This window comes from Rhizobium sp. BK181 (genome assembly GCF_014193305.1).
Taxonomy (GTDB): Bacteria; Pseudomonadota; Alphaproteobacteria; order Rhizobiales; family Rhizobiaceae; genus Rhizobium.
Window position 1 is genome coordinate 172,541 of the sequence record NZ_JACHZA010000006.1, and the last position, 20,226, is coordinate 192,766.

Here is a 20,226-nt window from a genome sequence, read left to right on the forward strand (position 1 = left end):
CACCGCCGGCGTATGATGCAATCGTCATTCCTGTCCCCAAGGGTGGCTATGTTCCGAAGTTCGAAAATGGGGATCTGCCGAAATTGGCCGAGACAGCCAACAAGCCCTCCATTTGGCACAGCATGCTTCCTGTCGCGCTTCTTTCGCTTGCGGCTGTTGCCGTCCTTTCCTGGTCACTATTCGAGTGGATGGGCAGCGGCCGGCACCTTGATGCTCCCGCACTTCCGCATTTGCTCGTGAAGCCCTTCGACGACCTTACCAACGCGGGAAATTCAAAGGCGATATCCCTCGGCCTTGCCTTGACGTGCCGTCAAACAGCGTGCTTACGAATATGTAAGCGCTTACAGTGAGGCAAAGTCCCGCGAACAAAGCGCAGAGGGAGTGTGGCGTCATCCTCGAAATTTTCTTCAATCGATGCCTTGACGTTTCGTAAAATAGCGTGTTAGCAGTTTTGTAAGCGCTTACATTGGAGGCAAAGTTGAGATGTAAGCGCTTACGCGGAGGGGTAGCCAATAGCGGCTTGATCGCTTTCCGTCTCAAACGAGCCGTACTCGCCCCAGAAAAGGTGGGGCGACTTCAAACGCAAATAGGCTTTCGCGCCCCCGGCGGCACGGCGGTTCATAACCGTCTGCCCTAACAATGGCGCACGTACAAAGGTGAGGAAATTCATGAATATCCTAGCGAAGAAATTGCTGACCGCGGGCGCCAGCCTTGTGATCGGTCTTGCCCTGGCAACGACGTCGGCCAGCGCAGCAAACAAGAAGATCGCCGTCTCCGTGCCGTATCTGGGCTTCCCGATCTTCGCTTACGCCATGAAGGCGGTAAAGGATGAGGCAGCGAAGATCGGGGGCGTCGACATTATCGAACTCGACGGCCAGAACAGCTCGCCCAAGCAGGTCGCAGACATCGAGAACGTGCAGGTCCAGGGCGTCGACGGCATCCTCATCTCCCCGATCGACGTCAACGCGTTGACCGCGACGGTACAGAGCGCGATCGACGGCGGCACGCCGGTTATCAACGTCGATCGCCGCGTCGAGAATGTCAAAGGCCTGCTGGCCTTCGTCGGTGCGGATAATGTCGCCGGCGGTGAAGCCGCGGCGCGATGGGTCATGGCGCGGTTCCCCGATGGCGCGCGCATCGTTCATTTGCAGGGCCAGCCCGGCTCCAGCCCGGCAATCGACCGCAATCGCGGTGTCCACAACGTCCTCGATCCGGTCAAGGACAAGTATCCGATCGTCGCCGAGCAGACTGCCAACTTCCTGCGTGCCGACGGTCTGACAGTCACGCAGAACATCCTCCAGAGTCTCGACAGCCCGCCCGAGGTGATCATCGCGGCAAATGACGACAGCGCCCTGGGTGCCTTCGAAGCCCTGGAAGGCCTGAAGCTCCAGGACAAGGTGACCGTCATCGGCTACGACGCACTGGCCTATGGTCTCGACAGCATCCGTCAGGATCGCCTGGACGCTACCGTGGAAATGCAGTTCGGCGAGCAGTTTCGTCACGCGCTGCGCACGATGGTTGCCAATCTCGACACCAAAGAAGCGCAGCAGGACCGCATCTTCAAGCCGTTCGTGATCGACAAGACAAATCTCGACAAGGCCGAGCAGGCCGCAGAAAGCAACTGATCGTGCCGGCCATGGCCCCGCGCGGGCCATGGCACCCCCGTCGAACGGACATATGACCATGACATCGAACCTGCTCCTTGAAATCCAGAGCCTGACCAAGGCCTTCCCCGGCGTAATAGCGCTGCAGGGCGTCAATCTGGAAATTGGCTATGGCGAGGTCCACGCGCTGCTCGGAGAGAACGGTGCGGGGAAGTCCACCTTGTTGAAGATCCTATCGCGCGCAGAAGGCCGATGCCGGGTATCTGCGGTTCGACGGCAGCAACTATGATTGCGCCAATCCCGCCGAGGCCAGCGCGCGGGGCGTGGTAACGGTCTACCAGGAATTCACGCTCGTGCCGGGGCTGACGGTCGCAGAGAACGTCTTTGTCGGCAAGGAGCCGCTGCGCTACGGCCTGATCGATTGGAGGCAGCTGTTCTCCCAAATGGAAGAGCTCAATACCCGGACCGGCTTCGCGCTCAATCCGGCGGCGCGGATCGCCGATCTGAGCGTGGCCGAACAGCAGCTTGTCGAGATCAGCCGGGCGATGACCGTCGATGCCAAGCTCATTATCCTGGACGAGCCGACGGCAGCCTTGAGCGCGGCCGAGGTCGAAAAGCTCTTCGCCCTGATCAAGTCCCTCAAGGCATCAGGCGTGAGCATCATCCTGGTCAGCCACAGGCTCGATGAGGTGATGGAGATCTGTGATCGGTTTACCGTGTTGCGCGATAGCATGGCAGTGAGTTCGGGCGCGGTCTCCGATGTCGGCGTTGATGATCTCATCCAGCGTATGGTGGGCCGCGAAATCGTCATCGAGGCGCGCGCGCCAGGCACTGCCGCCAGCGGTCCGGTCGTGCTCAGGACCGAAGGGCTTGCCTGCCGAAATGGCAGCATTGTCGATGAGATCGCCATCCATGACATCGATTTCGAGGTACGGGCAGGGGAAGTCGTCGGCATTGCGGGTCTTGTCGGATCGGGGCGCACCGAGTTCGCGCGCGCTCTATTTGGCGCGACACCGCATACGTCGGGCACCATATTCATCGATGGCAAGCCCAGCCGCATTCGCTCGCCGCGCGATGCGATACGCCTCGGCATCGGTCTCGTGCCGGAGGATCGCAAGCAACAAGGCCTCTTCCTCTCCCAGGCCGTGGACGCAAATTTCAGCATCTCCGCGATCGACAGTTTTGTGTCGGCCGGACTGCTCGTCGGCGACCGGGAACGGTCCGCCTATACGCATTACAAGGACAAGCTGCGCATTAAGAGCGCCAATCCGAAGCAGTCGATCGCCAACCTGTCGGGTGGCAACCAACAGAAGGTGATCCTTGCACGCTGGATGGCGATGAAACCGAAGGTGCTCATCGTCGACGAACCGACGCGCGGCATCGACATCGGCGCGAAGTTCGAGATCCACCAATTGCTGCGGTCGATGGCGGCCGAAGGCACGGCGGTCATCGTGATCTCGTCGGAGCTGGCGGAAGTCATGATGGTCTCCGACCGTATCGTGGTGATGCGGGAAGGCCGCATCAGCGGAGGCGTCATGCAGCACGACGCGACCGAGGAAATCCTCGCATCTCTGATGATGAGGCCGCATTCGGGCGAACGCCCCGCCAGAGACAACCTGCCCGGCGGTGACCGGCGCATAGCCCAATTCTGAAAAGGACAAATGGATGACCATGGCATCGACACAGACAGTCGCCGCGCCCGACGCGGAGAAGCGGCGTGACCTGAGCTGGCTCACCCGCTTCGCCCCGCTGATCTTCCTTCTGCTGCTCGTGCTGTTCTTCGGACTGGCCAACGAGCGCTTTCTCAGCACGCGGAACCTGTTCAACATCTTCACCGAGGTTTCCGTCTACGGCCTGATGGCCATCGGCATGACCTATGTCGTGCTTACGGGTGGCATCGATCTCTCCGTCGGTGCGATCCTGGCACTTGCAGGCATGGTCGCGGCCATCGTCATCACCGGCGGCGCCAACAATTCGTTCAGTCTCAACGATGCTGGCGCGCAGGGTTTCGGCTGGCCGGTAGGCCTTCTCGCGGCAGCGGCCGTCGGCACATGCTGCGGCCTGGCGCAGGGCCTCGCTGTGACGCGGCTCAGAGTCCCGCCCTTCGTTGTGACGCTGGGCGGCATGTCGATCTTCCGAGGCGCGACGCTTCTCCTGGGTGGTGGCGGTCCTCTCGGCGTGAACGACGAGGGCCTGCGGTGGTGGGGCCGGGGCCGCATTCTCTGGGATACGGTGCCTGTTCCCGTCCTCATCTTCGCGATCGTGGCTTTCCTCGGCTTCTTCATCCTGCGCTACACGCGCTTTGGCCGGCGCATCTACTTTATTGGCGGCAATGCCGAGGCAGCACGCCTGGCCGGCATCGACGTCAAGCGCGTGCTGCTCTTCGTCTATGCCATTTCCGGCATTCTTTCGGGGCTGGCGGGCTTCATCATGACAGCGCGCCTCGGATCCGCCGAAGCAGTAGCCGGAGTGTCCTTCGAACTTCGGGTCATAGCCTCGGTTATCATCGGCGGCACCAGCCTGTTCGGCGGTATCGGCACCATTGGCGGCACGATCGTGGGCTCAATCCTGATCGGCGTGCTGCTCAACGGCCTGGTGATGCTCAACGTCAATTCCTACTGGCAGGAAATTATCGTCGGCTCGATCATCATCCTGGCCGTGGCGTTTAACATCCTCACCAGCAAGCGGCGTGCCGCCTGATCTTCTTCATCCTCCCAATTAAACGCTTCGGCCGGCGCGCGACACGTCCGGCGCCGGTCGGAGCCCCGCAATTCGCAAGGAACGCATCATGTCAGCCAGTATTTTCGATGGCATTGAAATCGACGAAACGCACGCCATCGAGAAGACCATCTCCGAGTCCGATGTCTACCTCTATGCCGGCATCGTTGGAGACTTCCATCCCAACCATGTCAACGCTGTCTATGCGGCGGGCGCGCTGGGCGGACGTGTCGCCCATGGAGCGCTGCTGCCAGGCTTCGTTTCCCGCGCCGCGGTGGAACTGATCGGCAAGCGGTTGATAGCCAACGGATATGCCGCTCAGGAGTTCACCGTCAAATGCCTCGCGCCCGTGTTCATCAACGACACGATCAAGGTCTCCATGCGCGTGCGTGAACTGAATGAAGAGCGCCGCAAGATCTTTATGGATGCCCAGATCACAAACCAGGACGGCGTGCTCTGCGCGATCGGCAGCAAGGTCATCAAAGTTCTCAAACCGCGCACCAACGCGGCGTGACCAACATTTTCGATTCCCGATTTTGAGATGAAACAGGCAATGAGAAAAACTGAAATCCTAAGCGCGGCGCAGGCTGCTGAACTGGTCAACGACGAGGACACGATTGTCATTTGCGGCTGCGAAAACGTGTTGGCGCCGAACACCCTGCTGCGTGCGCTGGGCGACCGCTACAAGGCCACGCAGCGGCCGCGAAACCTGACGGAAATCCATCCGATCATCGTCGGCATGGGGCCGGATCTCGGGCTGGAGAACCTTGCACATCCTGGCCTGATCAAGCGGGCAATCGGCAGCGGCTACAGCTTCCTCAAGACATCCAGGTATACCGAACTTCTCAAGCAGGGTGCGTTCGAGGCGCACGTCGTGCCGATGGGTACGCTTTACGAGATTCCGCGACACCGCGGCCGGCAAGGACTGCACGCTGACGCGCGTGGGGCTGGAAACCTTCGTCGATCCCGCTTCGGAAGGCGGCAGAATCAACGGCAAGTCCGAACGCTCGCTGGCCTCCCGGATCGATATCGATGGCAAGACCTTCCTCAAATACGATAGGCTGCCGGTGCAGATCGCCTTCCTTCGCGGCACGACGGCAGACGAGGACGGCAATATCAGCCTTGAACATGAGCCGGTTTCGCTGGGGGTGAAGAGCCTGGCGATGGCGGTCAAGAATTCGGGTGGCAAGGTGATCGTCCAGGTCAGCCGGATGACGCAGAGCGGCGCGCTGCATCCCCGCATGGTGGAGATACCCGGCATTTTCGTCGATGCCATCGTCGTGGACCCCGAACAGCCCCCGTCCGGTGGCGCGTTGCTCAATCCAGCACTCACGGGCCAGACCCGACTGCCGATCGGCCATATCGAGCCGGTGCCGAAAGGCCTGGAACGCATTGTGGTCGAACGCGCCGCCGACGAAGTCGAAGACGGCCAGATCGTCAATCTCGGAGTCGGCATGCCCATCGGCATTCCCAAGATCCTGGTGGAGAAAGGTGCAATCGGCAGGGCGACCTTCTTTCCCGAACACGGGTCGGTCGGCGGCGTTCCCGGCGATCGCGCAATTTTCGGCACAAATATCAATCCGGAGGCGATCATCGATTCCACGCAGGTCTTCGAATTCTTCTGCGGTGGCGGTCTCGACATCTCGTTTCTCGGATTTGGCCAGATCGACGCGGCCGGCAATGTAAACGTCAGCAAGTTCAACGGCATCGTGCCCGGCTGCGGGGGCTTCATCGATATCACCCACAGGACGAAGAAAGTGGTGTTCTGCGGATCCTTCAACGCCGGTGGCGTCGAGATGGAGATCGGCGGCAACCGCCTCACGATCACATCGGAAGGGCGTTATCCGAAATTCGTGGGTCAGGTCGAGCAGGTGACGTTCAACGGGCGGCAGGCCATGCGGAAGGGACAGTCGGTCCGCTACGTCACCGAGCGCGCGGTCTTCGGCCTGCGCGAGACGGGGCTGGTGGTCGAGGAGGTGGCCCCGGGCATCGATCTCCAGAGCCAGGTGCTCGATCTCATTCCATTCACGGTCGGTGTCCTGCCAGACCTGAAAACCATGAACCCCGCATTGTTTGCCTGATCGTTGGACGAAAGCCTGAACATGAAAGACCAATTCCAGGAAATACGCACGGATGTGCTTGTCGTCGGCAGCGGCGCTGCGGCGCTGCGCGCCATTCTCGACGCCGACAGTGCCGGCGCCGAGGTGCTTGTCGTCATAAAGGGCGAGTTTCGCAAGAGCGGTGCGACGTACCACAGCGTTGCGGAAGTGGGAGCCTTCAACGTGCCTGATAATGCCGGCGACGTCGATGACAGCCCCGATGCCTTCCTGGACGACATTCTCACTGCGGCACAGGGCATGGCCGATCCGCGCCTGAGCCGCGTTCTCGCCGACGAGGCGGAGGAAGCATTGCGCTATCTCGCCGACCATGGCGTCCATTTCGAGCGCCAGGACGATCGCTATCTCGTGTTCCAGGCATGCTTTTCGTCGCGGCCGCGATCGCATGTCATCAAGGATCATTTCAAACCGATCGTCAAAGCCCTGGGTGGTGAGGCATCGCGGCGTGGCATCAAGGTGCTGGACAATCTGATGATCACCAATCTGATCGTCGGGGATGGCCAGTGCCTCGGCGCCTACGCCATCGATGCGGCCGGCATGCCGGTCGTCATACGTGCCAAGTCGACCATCCTGACCACAGGCGGCGCCAGCCAGCTGTTTGCCACCAACCTCTATCCGTCCGACATTACGGGCGACGGCTATGCGATGGCTCACAGGGCCGGAGCGCATCTTGCCAACATGGAATTCATGCAGGCCGGCATCAGTATCGTGTCCCCCTTCATCAATCTCTTCGGCAATTATCTCTGGAATGCGCATCCCAATCTGACCGATCGCGAGGCCAAGCCCTTCGTCCGGGACTACCTACCGCGCGACCTCACGATCGATGCCGTGATCGACGAGAAGCAGCGGCACTTCCCCTTCAGCTCGAGCGACATCTCGAAATATATAGAAATCTCGGTCCAGAAGGCCATCAACGAGGGCCGTGCCGCCAACGAGGGCGGCGTGTTCCTCGATTTCCTCGATACCGATTTTGGCAAGGTTCTTGCCGATCCAAGCCAGAGCATCGCGCGCATGTGGCCGATGACCTACGACTGGTACAAGGAGAAGGGTGTCGACCTCTACAGAGACAAGGTCCAGATCGCCTGCTCGGCGCATGCGATCAACGGCGGGATTCTGATCGACGAGAACGCCCAGTCCAGCCTGCCAGGCCTTTTCGCGGCAGGTGAGGTCGCGGCCGGACCACACGGCGCCGATCGCCTTGGCGGCAACATGGCGGTAACCTGTCAGGTGTTCGGCGGCAGGGCGGGACGGGCGGCGGCTGACCGCGCCGCCCGGACCGGCCATGCCGAAATCGCCGGCCTGCTCGAAGCGGAGCGGGCTTTCCGCGATACTTTCTGCGGCAAGGGTACGACCAGCCTCTCTGCCATTCGCGAAGAGCTGCAGCGCGCGGCCAATCGTCACCTGCTGATCATTCGAACCGCAGAAGGGCTGGAAACATTATCCGGGACCTGCGATGCCCTGCGCGGCGAGTTGCAGTCCAATGCGGCGATCGAGGGACCAGCGGACCGGCGCGCGGCCATCGAGATCGGCAACCTGCTCGACGTCTGCGATATGATGATACTGGCAGCATCGGCCCGCAAGGAAAGCCGCGGCAGTCATTATCGCGAGGACTTCCCGCTGAGGAGCGAAGCAGAAAAGACGAGCATCATTCTCGATGGCGCCTCCCGGGAGGGCTATTTCAGGATATCGCTTGCAGAAAGATGAGGCGATCCCGGCGGCGGTCGCCGGACATCGCATCGCAGGAACAAGGCGGATCGAAAGAGCGGCAGTGCTGGAAGCGTTCCGGTCCGTCGCAAACCAGAGGTTTATGGAATGGCAGACTTTATTATCGTTGGCGCAGGCTCCGCGGGCTGCGTTCTCGCCAACAGGCTCACCGCTGATCCCGCGATCAAGGTCGTTCTGGTCGAGGCGGGTGGCAACGACAGCAGTCCCTACATCCGCGCGCCGGGCGGTCACCGAAACCTGATGCTCTCCGGCCGCTACGACTGGGGCTACAATACCGTGCCCCAGCCGAACTGCGAGAACCAGCGCTTCTATTGGCCGCGCGGCAAGGTTCTGGGCGGTTCGAGCTCGGTCAACGGCATGGTCTATCTCCGTGGCGATCCGTCAGACTTCGATGTCTGGTCGCAGATGGGCAATCGCGGCTGGTCCTATGCCGAATGCCTGCCCTATTTCAAAAAGTCGGAAGGCTACGAGGGCGGCGAGAGCAAGTTCCACGGCGGCAGCGGGCCGCTCAAGACCAGTAAGGTCAAGGACATCCATCCCTTGTCGCAGGCCTGGATGGATGCGGGTGTCGCAGCCGGATATCCTTACAACGACGATTTCAATACCGACCAGCAGGAAGGCTTCGGACCGCTCTACAGCACCATTCACGATGGCAAGCGCGCAAGCAGCGCCTGGTCCTATCTCCGCCCGGTGCGCAGCCGGCCCAACCTCACTGTCATCACCAATGCCCAGGTGACGAAGGTTATCATCGAAAAGCTTCGCGCCGTCGGCATTCAGTATGTGGAAGGCGGGGTTGCCAAGGAAATCCGGGCGACGCGCGAAGTCATTCTCTCCGGCGGCGCGGTCAACTCGCCGCATCTTCTGCAGCTGTCGGGTATCGGCAACGCCGATCATCTGAGGGCGGCAGGCGTCGCGGTTCTGCATGACCTCAAGGGTGTGGGCGAAAATCTCCAGGATCACCTCGCCGTTCCCTTCCGGCAGCTGACATCGGGACCGTTCTCGACACTCTCGCTGCTCAACCCGATGCGGGTCGGGCTGGCCATGCTCGAATATGCGCTGTTCCGCAGGGGGCCTGGCGCACATTCCGGCTTTCAGGCGCTGTCCTGCATCAAGACGCGTCCGGAAGTCGCGGCACCCGACATCCAGATTCATTTCATGACCCTGCTCTATACCGATCACGGCCGGAAGATCATCGATCAGCACGGCGTGCAGCCGTTGATCAACATCCAGCGTCCCGAGAGCAAGGGAACCGTCAAGATCGTCAGCGCCGACCCGCTCGCGCATCCCGAGATCGATCCGCGCTATCTGTCCGAGCGCGCGGATCTGGAAACACTGCGCGAAGGCGTCAAGATCGTCCGCAACGTCATGGCGCAGAAGCCGTTCGACAGGTTTCGCGGCAAGGAACTGACGCCGGGCGCCGATGTCTCGACCGATGCGGAGATCGACAGCTTCATCCGCAAAAACTGCGTGACACAGTATCACCCTGTCGGCAGCTGCAAGATGGGCCATGACGACCTGGCCGTCGTCGACGATCGCCTGAGGGTGCGTGGCGTCGACGGGCTGCGCGTGGTCGATGCCTCGATCATGCCGAGACTGGTCAGCGCCAATACCAATGCCCCGACGATCATGATTGCGGAACGGGCATCCGATTTCATTCTCAACGGCGCCGCCTGAGCCGAATTTTTAGGAGTTCACTATGGAAACCACCCAAATGCTCATCAACGGCGATCTCGTGACGGGTGAGCTGCCGCTGGATGTCGTCAACCCCGCGACGGGCAAGGCGTTTCTGACCGTGTCGCGCGCATCGGAAAGGCAGCTCGAAGCCGCGCTGGCCGCAGCCAAAACCACCCAGAAATCCTGGGCCAGGACGTCGTTCGCTGAGCGTTCAGTATTGGTCGCGCGGTTTGCCGATGCTCTGCGCGACAATGCGGAGGCAATGGCGACACTGCTTGTCAAGGAGCAGGGCAAGCCGATCGCCCAGGCGCGCATCGAGCTGGCCGTGGCGGAAAATTTCGTCCGCTATTTTGCCACGCAGGAGTTCGCCTCTCACGCGCTGCCGGATAGCGACGAGTTCAGAAGCAGCCTTCATTACCGGCCGCTCGGCGTGATCGCGGCCATCACGCCGTGGAATTTTCCCGTCCTGATTGCCGCGTTCAAGATCGCGCCGGCGCTGATGATGGGCAACACGGTCGTGTTGAAGCCCGCACAGACGACGCCGGCGACCTCGCTGGCAATCGGTGCGCTTGCCCGTGACATCTTCCCTGCGGGCGTTCTCAATGTGGTTACGGACAATGGTGATCTCGGCGCATTTTTGACCCGCCATCCCGCCGTCGACAAGATTTCATTCACCGGTTCCACCGCGACCGGCCGCAAGGTGATGGCCACGGCCGCGGATGCGATCAAGCGCGTGACGCTCGAGCTCGGCGGCAATGACGCGGCGATTCTGCTTGAGGATTGCGACATCGACGCCGTCGCCGACCGCCTGTTGGATGGTGCTTGGGCCAATGCCGGTCAGATCTGCACGGCCATCAAGCGCATCTATGCGCCGCGTCACATGTATGCGTCGCTGTGCGACACGCTCGTCGACAGGGCGAAGGCCCGGCAGGTCGGCAACGGCCTCGACGAAGGCGTCCGCGTCGGGCCGCTTCAGAACGGCGAGCAGTTCCGCAAGGCGCGGGACTACATGGATGTGGCAAACCGGGATGGTGAGGTCATTTCGGGCGGGTGGATTGGCAACGAGGGCAATTTCGTGGCGCCCACGCTTGTCCGCGGCGTCGCGGCAAGCAGCCGGCTCGTCCGGGAGGAACAGTTTTGTCCGATCCTGCCGCTCTTGGCCTATGACGATCTCGATGCGGCCATCGCGGACGCCAACTCAACGGAGTATGGTCTGGGCGGCTCGATCTGGACCAACGATCTCGACCGTGCGGCCCGCCTGGCGCCGAGTCTCCACAGCGGCACGGTCTGGGTGAACACCCACGATCAGGTCAGCCCGCAGATCCCGATGGGCGGTGCCAAGCAGTCCGGCCTGGGCGTTGAGTTCTCCCGCTACGGCATGGAGGAATTCGCTCAGAAGACGGTGGTCCGCATCCGCCTGCCGAACTGAGGCGTCGTCGAACGACACGCAATGAATTCAGGATAAAGGAAAAATCTCGTGCTTATTTCCCAGATCAATAGCGACAAGGGCGGTATCATAGTCGCGGCTCGCGAGGCGGGCGGTGCTGCCCGTGTCGTCAACAATGCAGACAGCGTCTATGCGTTGGCGATGGAAGCGGCGAAATCCGGCAAATCGCTGGATGATGTGATCAAGGCTTACGGCTTTGGTGATGCGGTCGATCTGGAAAAGGTGCGTGACGAAGGCAAGTTCCTGCCGCCCATCACCCATCCCGATCCGGCCCACCTTCATCTCACCGGCACCGGCCTCACCCATCTCGGCTCGGCCGCGACACGTGATTCCATGCACAAGAAGACGACCGAGGCCGCCGAAGAGACGCTGACGGACTCGATGAAGATGTTCAAGATGGGTCTGGAAAACGGCAAGCCGAAAGCCGGCGAAACGGGCGTGCAGCCCGAATGGTTCTACAAGGGCAACGGCACGCAGGCAGTGGCAGGCGAGCAGCCGCTCGTTTCTCCGTCCTTTGCACTGGATGGCGGTGAGGAGCCCGAGATGGCCGGCATCTATGTGATCGGACAGGAAGGGACGCCGTTCCGCGTCGGCTTTGCCGTGTCCAACGAGTTCTCCGATCACGTTACCGAGCGGATCAACTACCTCTATCTCGCTCATTCCAAGCTGCGCCAGGCAAGCTTCGGCCCGGAGATCCGCATCGGCGCGCCGCCGGAAGACATCCGCGGCACGTCACGCATCCGCCGTGCCGGCAAGGTTATCTTCGAAAAGCCCTTTTTGTCGGGAGAGGCCAACATGTCGCACACTTTTGCCAATCTCGAATATCACCACTTCAAATACGACCTGTTCCGCCAGCCGGGCGAAATCCATGTCCACATGTTCGGCACAGCGACGCTTTCCTTTGCCGACGGCGTCAAGCCGGAAGCAGGCGATGTGTTTGAAATCGAAGTTCCGGAATTCGGGCTTGCACTGCGCAACCCGCTGAAAATTGCTGCCGAAGAGAATATTTCGGTCCGCATACTCTAAATCGATTAGCGGCCGGTCGGGATCCGCCAGACTGGCCCGTTAAGGAGAATGAAACGATGGCACTGCACCAGAATCTGATTGCCGGCGAATGGGTCGGCTCCGAAGCGGTTGCAAACATCAATCCGTCCAACGCCAACGAAGTCGTCGGTCATTATGCAAGCGGCAATGCCGCCGATATGGAAGCCGCAATTGCTGCCGCGAAGGCCGCTTTTCCCGAATGGTCGCGCTCGGGCATCCTCCATCGCCACACGATTCTCAAGAAGACTTCCGACGAGATCCAGGCACGCAAGGACGAGCTCGGTGTGCTTCTCGCACGCGAGGAAGGCAAGACGCTTCCGGAGGCGATCGGCGAGACGATCCGCGCCGCCCAGATCTTCGACTTTTTTGCGGGCGAGGCGCTTCGTCTGGCAGGTGAAACAGTGCCTTCTGTCCGTCCGGGCATCGGCGTCGAGATCACGCGCGATCCGCTCGGTGTGATCGGTATCATCACGCCATGGAACTTCCCCATCGCCATCCCGGCCTGGAAGATCGCGCCGGCGCTCTGCTATGGCAACACCGTGGTCTTCAAGCCGGCCGAACTCGTTCCGGGCTGCGCCTGGGCGATCGTCGATATCCTGCATCGCGCCGGCCTGCCCAAGGGCGTGCTCAACCTCGTCATGGGCAAGGGCTCGGTCGTCGGCCAGGTCATGCTCGACAGCCCGCATCTTTCCGGCCTGACATTTACCGGTTCGACCGGTACAGGCAAGCGCGTCGCGCTCGCTTCGATCGAGCATAACCGCAAGTTCCAGCTCGAAATGGGCGGCAAGAACCCGTTTGTGGTTCTCGACGACGCGGAGCTGACGGTCGCCGTCGAAGCCGCCGCCAATTCCGGCTTCTTCTCCACGGGCCAGCGCTGCACCGCTTCCTCGCGCATCATCGTCACGGAAGGCATTCACGACAAGTTCGTGGCGGCGCTGACCGAGAAGCTCAAGACTCTTGTGGTCGACGACGCGCTCAGGGCCGGGACCCATATCGGGCCCGTTGTCGATGCCCGCCAACTCAAGACCGATACCGACTATATCGAGATCGGGAAGCAGGAAGGTGCAAAGCTTGCCTTCGGCGGCGGCATGATCGAGCGCGAAAATCCGGGTTTCTTCCTGCAGCCGACGCTATTTACGGAGGCAACCAACGACATGCGCATCAGCCGCGAAGAGATCTTCGGACCGGTTGCTTCCGTGATCCGGGTCAAGAACTACGAAGAAGCGCTGGCGACAGCCAACGACACGAACTTCGGCCTGTCCTCCGGTATTGCCACGACCAGCCTGAAATATGCGACGCACTTCAAGCGCAACGCAGAGGCCGGCATGGTGATGGTCAACCTGCCGACGGCAGGCGTCGATTTCCATGTTCCGTTCGGGGGCCGCAAGGCTTCGTCCTTCGGCTCGCGCGAGCAGGGCAAATACGCCAACGAGTTCTTCACAACCGTCAAGACCGCCTACACGCTAGCGTGAGCGCAGCCGAGGCGATGATATCGTGGACCGGCGCTCGCTTGAAGCGGGTCCACTCTTGAAATACACATGTTACAGAGCGTTGCGAGGTGAAAATGTCGACTTCAATCCGGGGTGGGAAGGCTGGCAAGGCTCGATTGATGGATGTGGCGAACGCAGCTGGCGTGTCGATCGCCACAGCGTCACGCGTGCTCAGCAAGCCACATCTGGTGAGGGAGGACGTCAAGGAACGTGTTCACCAGGCGATCAAGATCCTGAACTATACCCCGGATCGCATTGCGCGGGCGCTGAGCTCGGGCCGCAACACCACGGTCGGTGCCATTGTACCAACGCTTGGGACGGCGGTATTCGCCGAAGGCGTGGAATGTCTGCAAAACCGCCTGGACGACCTTGGATATACGTTGCTTCTCGGGAACTCGCAGTATGATGCACGCAAGGAATGCAAGCAGATACAGGCCTTTCTCGAGCACAGCGTCGCGGGCTTGCTGCTGGTCGCAGGCGATCTCGCCCCCGCCTCGTTGAAGCTCATCAAGAGTTCCCGGGTCCCTGTTGTGGCGACCTACATGCAAGAATCGCCCTATGGGTTTCCCACAGTTGGTATCAACAACGAAGCCGCGACAGCCCGGCTCGCCGAACATCTGATCTCCCTCGGCCATACCCGATTTGCCATCATCTCGAATACGGCGCGTGCGAATGCGCGGTCGGCGGCGCGTCGCGATGGCGCGATCAATGCGATGAAGGCGGCTGGCCTCACGGTTAGGCCGGAACTCGTGGTCGAGGTCGACACGCCGACCATCATCAATGGCCGGGCCGCCATGAACGGGATTCTCGCGGCGTCGAGCGACGTCACTGCCGTCATTTGCACAACCGATGCGCTTGCGGTTGGCGCTCTCGCCGAATGTCGCTCGCAAAATCTGCGCGTGCCGGATGATATCAGCGTGACGGGATATGACGACATGGAACTCGCCGCTCAGGTCGATCCGCCGCTCACCACGGTCAAGATCCCCGTTCGGGAGATCAGCCTGCGCGCGGTGGACATACTCGTTGCTATGATTTCCGGCCGGACGACAGAGCAGAAGGTCGAACTCGACGCCTCGATCGTCTATCGAGAGTCGATCGCTCCGCCCCGCAGCGATCGTCTTGGTAAACTAGGAACTCCGTGAAGTGATTTTGACGGCCTTTAGTCGATCGAATGGACGCATTCAGCGTCTAGCGGCTGAGAGCGATTGAAATTATCGTAAGCATGGTCCTGGGTTTGCGCGCGGGAGGAAGGGGGACGGAGCTAGCCACCGGCACCGGGTGGCGCATCGTTTACGAGATATTCCTTGTATTGAACCGTGTCCGCTTCATCGGTATAGACCCTTTCTGCTGGTTTGAGGCGCACGCCTGGTCCACCGCCATTCGAATATTCTGTTAAGAAGACAACACCGCTCCTCTCCACCGAGGCGATGATATCCCTTAAGCCCTCGGTATCTTCAGCGATTATCCCCATCTGGTTTTCCACAAGATCGATAGTGCTTGCCGTTACTCCCGCGGCCATGGCAAGGTCGCTCACCTGCCAACCCAACAGGGCCCTGGCCGCTTTGATCTGACTGCCCAGTATCATGGTGTTCTCCCACGGCTTCGGTCATGTGTTAGACAAGCAGGGATATTGGGTCCCGGACATATGCTCGAACGTGCAAGTCTCTTTCCCGTTCCGCATTTCATAAGAATTACTGTCGGTCCTGCGATCGAAGGCCGTAATGGTTAGCGGGCAATTCTTTGGCATCAGACAGTGCTCAGCGGTCGTTTGGCTCGTTAGGACAGCGCATGCATCAAGTGCTGGCGTGCACGGTTGACGCGGCTTTTAATGGTGCCGATAGGGCACTGAAAATGATCCGCAGCTTCCTCGTAGCTGCGTCCGTCAATGAAGACGAACTCGAAAGCGCCCCGATATTTCTCAGGCAGGCGCACACAGGCCGCTTCCAGTTCATGACCTCGAATGCGCCATTCCTGGTCCGGCTGAACGCTTTCCCGCGAGGACACGCATTCCAACGTCCCGACCGCTTCCCTTCTTGTCACTCGATAGCGCGAGCAGAAGGTGTTGCGCATGATTGTGAAGAGCCAGGATTTGAGCCGGGTTCCCTCTTCATAACGGTCCAGGTGAATAAGTGCGCGGACCAGCGTTTCTTGAACCAGATCGTCGGCGTCGGCGGCGTTCCGGTAAAAGGTTCTCGCAAACGCGCGCAACGCCGGCATCAGACTCACGATTTCCCGGCGAACGGATTCGGTTGAACTGTACACGAGTATTGCCTTCCCTTGGAGATACATGAAGGAGAAGGACTGACCGGGTACTTCGTTCCGGCCTCATGCGTTAAGTACGAAACCGCACGAATTGAAGATGGCAGTCTCAGATCGAGGCGACAGTTCCAAAAAGAGCCTCGGCAATCTGCTGGAGTTCTGTCGTCCTTGCGCAAAGATGGAACCCACCATAGACACCCGAAAGTTCCGGGCTGACATAGGCAGTGGCGAAGATGAAGGGAATTTCGAGGAATAGCAGCCTTTCGGCTAATGGAAACACTGCGTCACCATCGAATTGTAGATCGAGGATGGCAGCGTCAATGTTCTCATTCGTCAACAATGTCAGGCCTGACGGCACCGATGCTGCAGCGATCACGATGGCACCGCCTGTTTCGAGAAGCAGGCGCGTGTCATCATCGAGAAGGTGTCCCTCCTCAACAATGAGGACGGTTCGTCCTTTGAACAACAGGGGCGCTATCTGTTTCAGTCGACAAATCCTTGTTTGCTTCCGGCGTAGACTGCCGGTGGGATGATACGGACAAAGTCCGGTCTTGTCTTCCGCGGGCAAGCTGTTCGTGTCGCCAAGGCGTTCGACACCGCGTTACCCACCTGTTTGAATACGGCTCTGGTGCCCCATCAGCTTACGCACCGAGAAAACTACGAACCGCGGCGGCGTCGTTTAGTTCCCGATCAAACGACTGGATTGATGGGCAGTCCTTTGCACCTCTGGCTTTCCGCAACGCGGAGCTCAGCTGGCCACAAGCTATATCAATTCCCGTGTCAGGTGAGATGGGTAGTGGTTCGAACAGGAACCTTACGCTCGCTCAGCCAGACCGTTGCAAATCCAATTCAACCATCAGCGGCAGATGGTCCGATGCCTGGCGGGCGAGAAGGTTGGTCTGGATCTCAGAAGCAGTGACACCAAACCCCTCGGAAACGAAAATATGGTCAAGACGCAATAGTGGGAACCTCGACGGGAAAGTCGGCCGGGGCTTGCGAGGCGCCATCAATTGTGCGTCCTGAAAGTGCTGCGCCAGGTGCCGATAAGCGGCGGACGAGCCCACGGCATTGAGATCGCCACAAATGATGGCAGGCAGTGCGCGAAATGCGGCGCTACCCATCCAGTTCTCACCGAGGAGTGTTGAAACCTGTCGCCTTCGATCTCCTGCTCGCAAGCCGAGATGGGTATTGATCACGTTGAGACGGTGACCCTGGGCAGTCACTTCCGCCCAGATCGCGCCACGCGTCTCGCCGACCGAGGGCAGGGACCCGGCCCTTACCAGTTTTGTGGGAAGCGCTGTTAGGATCGCATCGCCGTAACGCTCTTCGCGCACGTGCAGCGCAGGATGGAAGTGGGATTCCATCTTAAGAAGGCTTGCAATCGTCTGGGCCTGATCGATACCGCCGGTTCGCTTTCTTCCCACATCAAGCTCCTGGAGGGCGATGATGTCGGCTTTCGATTGCGCGATGACCTCTGCTATGCGGTTCGGGTCGAGGCGTCGATCCGTCCCGATGCAACTGTGAACATTGTATGTAAGGATCCTCAGTCCGCGCAGAGGGGCCGGCAATGACGCTGATTCGATACTCATTCGGCGGGAACCCGCGTTGGTTTATTTCGTTCCCATTGAAAGCTCAATGCAATCGGGATCTTCATGACAGCCAAGCGCATTTTCATCAATCTGACTCTTATGTTGGGCCTTCTTCTTGCAGCTTACCTTCTTTACAAGGTCTTCAAGCGGTACTCGCTTGACGAAATCATGGCGTCTGTTGTTGCAATTCCCAAAACGCGACTCATGGCGAGCCTTGGGTGCTCAGCGCTTTCATATTTGTGCCTGACCGGCTTTGATTGGATGGCACTCCGCTACGCAGGCAGGCCGTTGAGCTATCGGCGGGCTGCCGTTGCATCCTTCACCGGACTTTCGATCGGGCACAATCTCGGCGTTGCAGCCCTTAGCAGCGGAGCCGTACGATACCGATTCTACTCGCGGTGGGGTCTCGATGCTCAGCAAGTGGCCAAGGTCATACTGTTTTGCGGCGTCACTGTTGGCATCGGCTTGTCAACGCTGGCTGGCATTGCCCTGCTCGTCAATCCCGGCGATGCGAGCAATCTGCTCCGCATCGGCTCGGCTGGGCTGCTTTGGATGGGAATCCTTTGCCTCCTTGTTCCCGTGGCTTACGTCATTTTGGCCGGGACAGTGCGATCGGAACTGAAGCTCTGGAGATGGAGCTTCGAAATGCCTAACACTAAATTGGCAGTGGGGCAGGTCATTATCGGTACCTTGAATTTCATTTTCGTGGCGGCCTGCCTGCACCAGCTTCTGGCAGCGAGCGGCGACGTCAATTTTGTCCAGACGGCTACGGCCTTCGTCCTGGCTAATGTGGCAATCCTTGTCACACATGTTCCAGGCGGTCTTGGCGTGCTGGAGGCGATTGTCAACCATGTCTTGCCAGGCTCTGCCTCGATTGGGGCGCTCGTCGCTTTTCGCGTTGTATATTTTCTTCTTCCCCTCATGATCGGCCTGGCTGTCTTCGGGATCAGCGAGCTGACCTTCCGCAAGCGAAAGGCCACATCCTCAACCAAGCCCGCTCAGGATACGACTGAGGCGCAGGCGCAATCGTTGTAGCGGCCAATAGGGTTTGCGTGGATCGACAAACGATGTACCGGGTAACAACTCCGTTTTTCCCTGGATATCGACCGGAAATTCTCTCAGTTTTCGTCGTCCGATATTCAGCTCATCGATTGTTGTCAGCATTGACCTGCAAGATCGTTCCAACTCGGTGACGTCTGCAGGACTTGCGTCCAGATGCTCTGCCATCAGGCGATGCCGCAGGAATGAGATCGCGTCTTGATGCTTCTTTGAATTTGCCTCGAGGGCAAGATCGCACTCGGTGTCCAGGCCCTCTGATCGGTTGTTGAGATTGGACGAGCCAATGCGCATGAAGCGGTCATCCACAATGATCAGCTTCGAATGAACAGTGAGTTCTTGATCTTTATCTTGCTCGTCCGGAACAACGGCATACATGACTTTCAGTCGACCATGACGATCGACGCGCTTCAGTCGGCGGATCAACCTGTCACGATTGTTCCCCATTGCGAGCTTTTCGATGAAGCCGTGCGAGCTTTTCGTAACGACCACCGCGATCTCCGGGCCATCTGGATCCTTCAATCGCTTCGCAAGGGCCCGAGCGACACTGGATGATGCGAGGTACTGCGTTTCGACATAGATAAGACGCTGTGCGGAAGCGATGGCATCCCGCGTCAGCCGCCTTGCCTCATAACGCCCCCTCTTTCCGATGAGACCAGGTTCGGTCAAAGCAATGGCGGCAGGAATGTTCTCCATCTCGGCAGCAACGACTGGCCAGATATCCGATGGCCGCTTTAAGGGCTCGATCTTTTCGCCCGTTGCTTTCTTCCAGCGCCGGCGCGCGACATCGCCGACCAACTCTGCCGCCTTGCCTGAGATGACTGACTGGATGTCGTGAACCGGCTCGTAAGGCGTGCCGTCGGGAGAACGACGCAGCGGATTTGACACGCGATGATCAGGCTCGTCCCATCGTCTGGCGGTAAGGTCGATCCCGCCGAGGAAGGCCAGGTTTCCGTCAATCGATACAAGCTTTTGATGGTGGCATGCGCGAAGCGGGTGCCGGAAATCAAAACGCAAGGAAATCTGCGGATGGGAGACGGGGTTGCGATGGAAGAGCTGGAGCGACTTGCCTGAATAGATCGGGCCCATGCCCCAGACCAAAATCCGGACCTGTAGCTGCGGATGGCTATCGACGATGGACAGAAGCAGTTCGCCAAGTGTTTGGGTGCTCGTCTTTGGCTTCAGCCGGATGTCGGGGTTGAAGTCCCAGCCGACGATCCAGATCTCGCGGCGTGCCTGTCTCAGAGCATGATCGAGGGCGGAAAAATAGGCTGCGCCATCGACGAGGAAGGCTGCTTTATCCGCACATTCGCTGCGCCAGGCGTTCCATCCCGGGCGGATGACCGGTTGGCCAGGCAAGACCGGTTTCGCTCGTCGCAAAGCTGAGCCAACAACCTTGATTGGATTGACAGCTTTTGGCGCGCCCGTGGTATGAAACTCCAGCATTTGGTCCCGTTTTCTGTTGCCATGGAAGTCTCGCGTAACGCGCAAGCCTGCGTGTGG

General features: G+C 59.8%; 18 protein-coding genes and 1 pseudogene. 14 read left to right on the forward strand and 5 right to left on the reverse strand.

Translation table 11 applies throughout. The annotated features are described in order from the left end of the window. The first annotated feature begins 668 nt into the window (after positions 1-668). From FHT77_RS16950 to FHT77_RS17005, 13 genes and pseudogenes are all read left to right on the forward strand, one after another. A complete protein-coding gene (locus FHT77_RS16950) occupies positions 669-1,625 on the forward strand; it encodes a substrate-binding domain-containing protein (protein WP_183756104.1) in 957 nt (318 codons plus the stop codon). Positions 1,626-1,683: 58 nt separating this feature from the next. Next, positions 1,684-2,134 (forward strand): annotated as a pseudogene (locus FHT77_RS31355) (ATP-binding cassette domain-containing protein); the annotation flags it as partial. Between the two features lie 258 nt (positions 2,135-2,392). Then, the gene (locus tag FHT77_RS31360) at positions 2,393-3,256 is read left to right on the forward strand and encodes an ATP-binding cassette domain-containing protein (RefSeq protein WP_246719899.1); all 864 of its coding nucleotides are present in this window, start codon (positions 2,393-2,395) and stop codon (positions 3,254-3,256) included. Between the two features lie 13 nt (positions 3,257-3,269). Further along, a complete protein-coding gene (locus FHT77_RS16960) occupies positions 3,270-4,304 on the forward strand; it encodes an ABC transporter permease (protein ID WP_183756105.1) in 1,035 nt (344 codons plus the stop codon). Positions 4,305-4,392: 88 nt separating this feature from the next. Next, positions 4,393-4,836: a MaoC/PaaZ C-terminal domain-containing protein gene (locus FHT77_RS16965; protein WP_183756106.1), complete on the forward strand. Its 444-nt coding sequence runs from the start codon at positions 4,393-4,395 to the stop codon at positions 4,834-4,836. A gap of 39 nt (positions 4,837-4,875) precedes the next feature. Further along, positions 4,876-5,382, forward strand: coding sequence for a CoA-transferase (locus FHT77_RS32265; RefSeq protein ID WP_183756107.1), 507 nt, complete (start codon positions 4,876-4,878; stop codon positions 5,380-5,382). Beyond that, entirely contained in the window at positions 5,264-6,403 is a 1,140-nt protein-coding gene (locus tag FHT77_RS16975; RefSeq protein WP_183756108.1) for a CoA-transferase, read from the forward strand. Before FHT77_RS32265 ends, FHT77_RS16975 begins: the two co-directional genes overlap by 119 nt. A 21-nt stretch (positions 6,404-6,424) precedes the next feature. Beyond that, positions 6,425-8,143 (forward strand): FAD-binding protein, encoded by a 1,719-nt coding sequence (locus FHT77_RS16980; RefSeq protein WP_183756109.1) that lies wholly within the window; start codon positions 6,425-6,427, stop codon positions 8,141-8,143. Positions 8,144-8,251: 108 nt separating this feature from the next. Next, positions 8,252-9,838, forward strand: a complete 1,587-nt coding sequence (locus FHT77_RS16985) for a GMC family oxidoreductase (RefSeq protein ID WP_183756110.1) — start codon at positions 8,252-8,254, stop codon at positions 9,836-9,838. Between the two features lie 37 nt (positions 9,839-9,875). Next, on the forward strand, positions 9,876-11,267 hold the full coding sequence (locus FHT77_RS16990) for an aldehyde dehydrogenase family protein (protein WP_246719886.1): 1,392 nt from the start codon (positions 9,876-9,878) through the stop codon (positions 11,265-11,267). A 48-nt stretch (positions 11,268-11,315) separates the two neighbouring features. Further along, a complete protein-coding gene (araD1, locus tag FHT77_RS16995; RefSeq protein ID WP_183756112.1) occupies positions 11,316-12,311 on the forward strand; it encodes an AraD1 family protein in 996 nt (331 codons plus the stop codon). A gap of 56 nt (positions 12,312-12,367) precedes the next feature. Next, complete coding sequence (locus FHT77_RS17000; RefSeq protein ID WP_183756113.1) at positions 12,368-13,801, forward strand: aldehyde dehydrogenase family protein; 1,434 nt, start codon at positions 12,368-12,370, stop codon at positions 13,799-13,801. A 92-nt stretch (positions 13,802-13,893) separates the two neighbouring features. Further along, a complete protein-coding gene (locus FHT77_RS17005; protein ID WP_183756114.1) occupies positions 13,894-14,961 on the forward strand; it encodes a LacI family DNA-binding transcriptional regulator in 1,068 nt (355 codons plus the stop codon). A 119-nt stretch (positions 14,962-15,080) separates the two neighbouring features. On the opposite strand, the gene FHT77_RS17010 is transcribed toward FHT77_RS17005, so the two are convergent. The 4 genes from FHT77_RS17010 to FHT77_RS17025 form a co-directional block, all read right to left on the reverse strand. After that, a complete protein-coding gene (locus tag FHT77_RS17010) occupies positions 15,081-15,404 on the reverse strand; it encodes a hypothetical protein (protein ID WP_183756115.1) in 324 nt (107 codons plus the stop codon). A gap of 191 nt (positions 15,405-15,595) precedes the next feature. After that, positions 15,596-16,081 (reverse strand): sigma-70 family RNA polymerase sigma factor, encoded by a 486-nt coding sequence (locus FHT77_RS17015; protein ID WP_312859756.1) that lies wholly within the window; start codon positions 16,079-16,081, stop codon positions 15,596-15,598. A gap of 106 nt (positions 16,082-16,187) precedes the next feature. Next, a complete protein-coding gene (locus tag FHT77_RS17020) occupies positions 16,188-16,544 on the reverse strand; it encodes a response regulator (protein WP_246719888.1) in 357 nt (118 codons plus the stop codon). Positions 16,545-16,902: 358 nt separating this feature from the next. Beyond that, positions 16,903-17,667, reverse strand: coding sequence for an endonuclease/exonuclease/phosphatase family protein (locus FHT77_RS17025; RefSeq protein WP_183756117.1), 765 nt, complete (start codon positions 17,665-17,667; stop codon positions 16,903-16,905). Between the two features lie 63 nt (positions 17,668-17,730). Here FHT77_RS17025 and FHT77_RS17030 point away from each other — a divergent pair, with 63 nt between their 5' ends. Then, positions 17,731-18,702: a lysylphosphatidylglycerol synthase domain-containing protein gene (locus tag FHT77_RS17030; protein WP_183756118.1), complete on the forward strand. Its 972-nt coding sequence runs from the start codon at positions 17,731-17,733 to the stop codon at positions 18,700-18,702. On the opposite strand, the gene FHT77_RS17035 is transcribed toward FHT77_RS17030, so the two are convergent. Beyond that, a complete protein-coding gene (locus FHT77_RS17035; RefSeq protein WP_246719890.1) occupies positions 18,652-20,082 on the reverse strand; it encodes a phospholipase D-like domain-containing protein in 1,431 nt (476 codons plus the stop codon). The genes FHT77_RS17030 and FHT77_RS17035 overlap by 51 nt on opposite strands. Positions 20,083-20,226: the final 144 nt, after the last annotated feature.

Excerpts from the sequence above, each read along its gene's own strand:
- FHT77_RS32265 (WP_183756107.1), top strand. The coding sequence starts at position 4,876 with ATGAGAAAAACTGAAATCCTAAGCGCGGCGCAGGCTGCTGAACTGGTC.
- FHT77_RS17005 (WP_183756114.1), top strand. The coding sequence starts at position 13,894 with ATGTCGACTTCAATCCGGGGTGGGAAGGCTGGCAAGGCTCGATTGATG.
- FHT77_RS17030 (WP_183756118.1), top strand. The coding sequence starts at position 17,731 with ATGACAGCCAAGCGCATTTTCATCAATCTGACTCTTATGTTGGGCCTT.
- FHT77_RS16990 (WP_246719886.1), top strand. The coding sequence starts at position 9,876 with ATGCTCATCAACGGCGATCTCGTGACGGGTGAGCTGCCGCTGGATGTC.
- FHT77_RS16965 (WP_183756106.1), top strand. The coding sequence starts at position 4,393 with ATGTCAGCCAGTATTTTCGATGGCATTGAAATCGACGAAACGCACGCC.
- FHT77_RS16985 (WP_183756110.1), top strand. The coding sequence starts at position 8,252 with ATGGCAGACTTTATTATCGTTGGCGCAGGCTCCGCGGGCTGCGTTCTC.
- FHT77_RS16980 (WP_183756109.1), top strand. The coding sequence starts at position 6,425 with ATGAAAGACCAATTCCAGGAAATACGCACGGATGTGCTTGTCGTCGGC.
- FHT77_RS17010 (WP_183756115.1), bottom strand. The coding sequence starts at position 15,404 with ATGATACTGGGCAGTCAGATCAAAGCGGCCAGGGCCCTGTTGGGTTGG.
- FHT77_RS17000 (WP_183756113.1), top strand. The coding sequence starts at position 12,368 with ATGGCACTGCACCAGAATCTGATTGCCGGCGAATGGGTCGGCTCCGAA.
- FHT77_RS16950 (WP_183756104.1), top strand. The coding sequence starts at position 669 with ATGAATATCCTAGCGAAGAAATTGCTGACCGCGGGCGCCAGCCTTGTG.
- FHT77_RS31360 (WP_246719899.1), top strand. The coding sequence starts at position 2,393 with ATGGTGGGCCGCGAAATCGTCATCGAGGCGCGCGCGCCAGGCACTGCC.
- FHT77_RS17025 (WP_183756117.1), bottom strand. The coding sequence starts at position 17,667 with ATGAGTATCGAATCAGCGTCATTGCCGGCCCCTCTGCGCGGACTGAGG.
- FHT77_RS16960 (WP_183756105.1), top strand. The coding sequence starts at position 3,270 with ATGACCATGGCATCGACACAGACAGTCGCCGCGCCCGACGCGGAGAAG.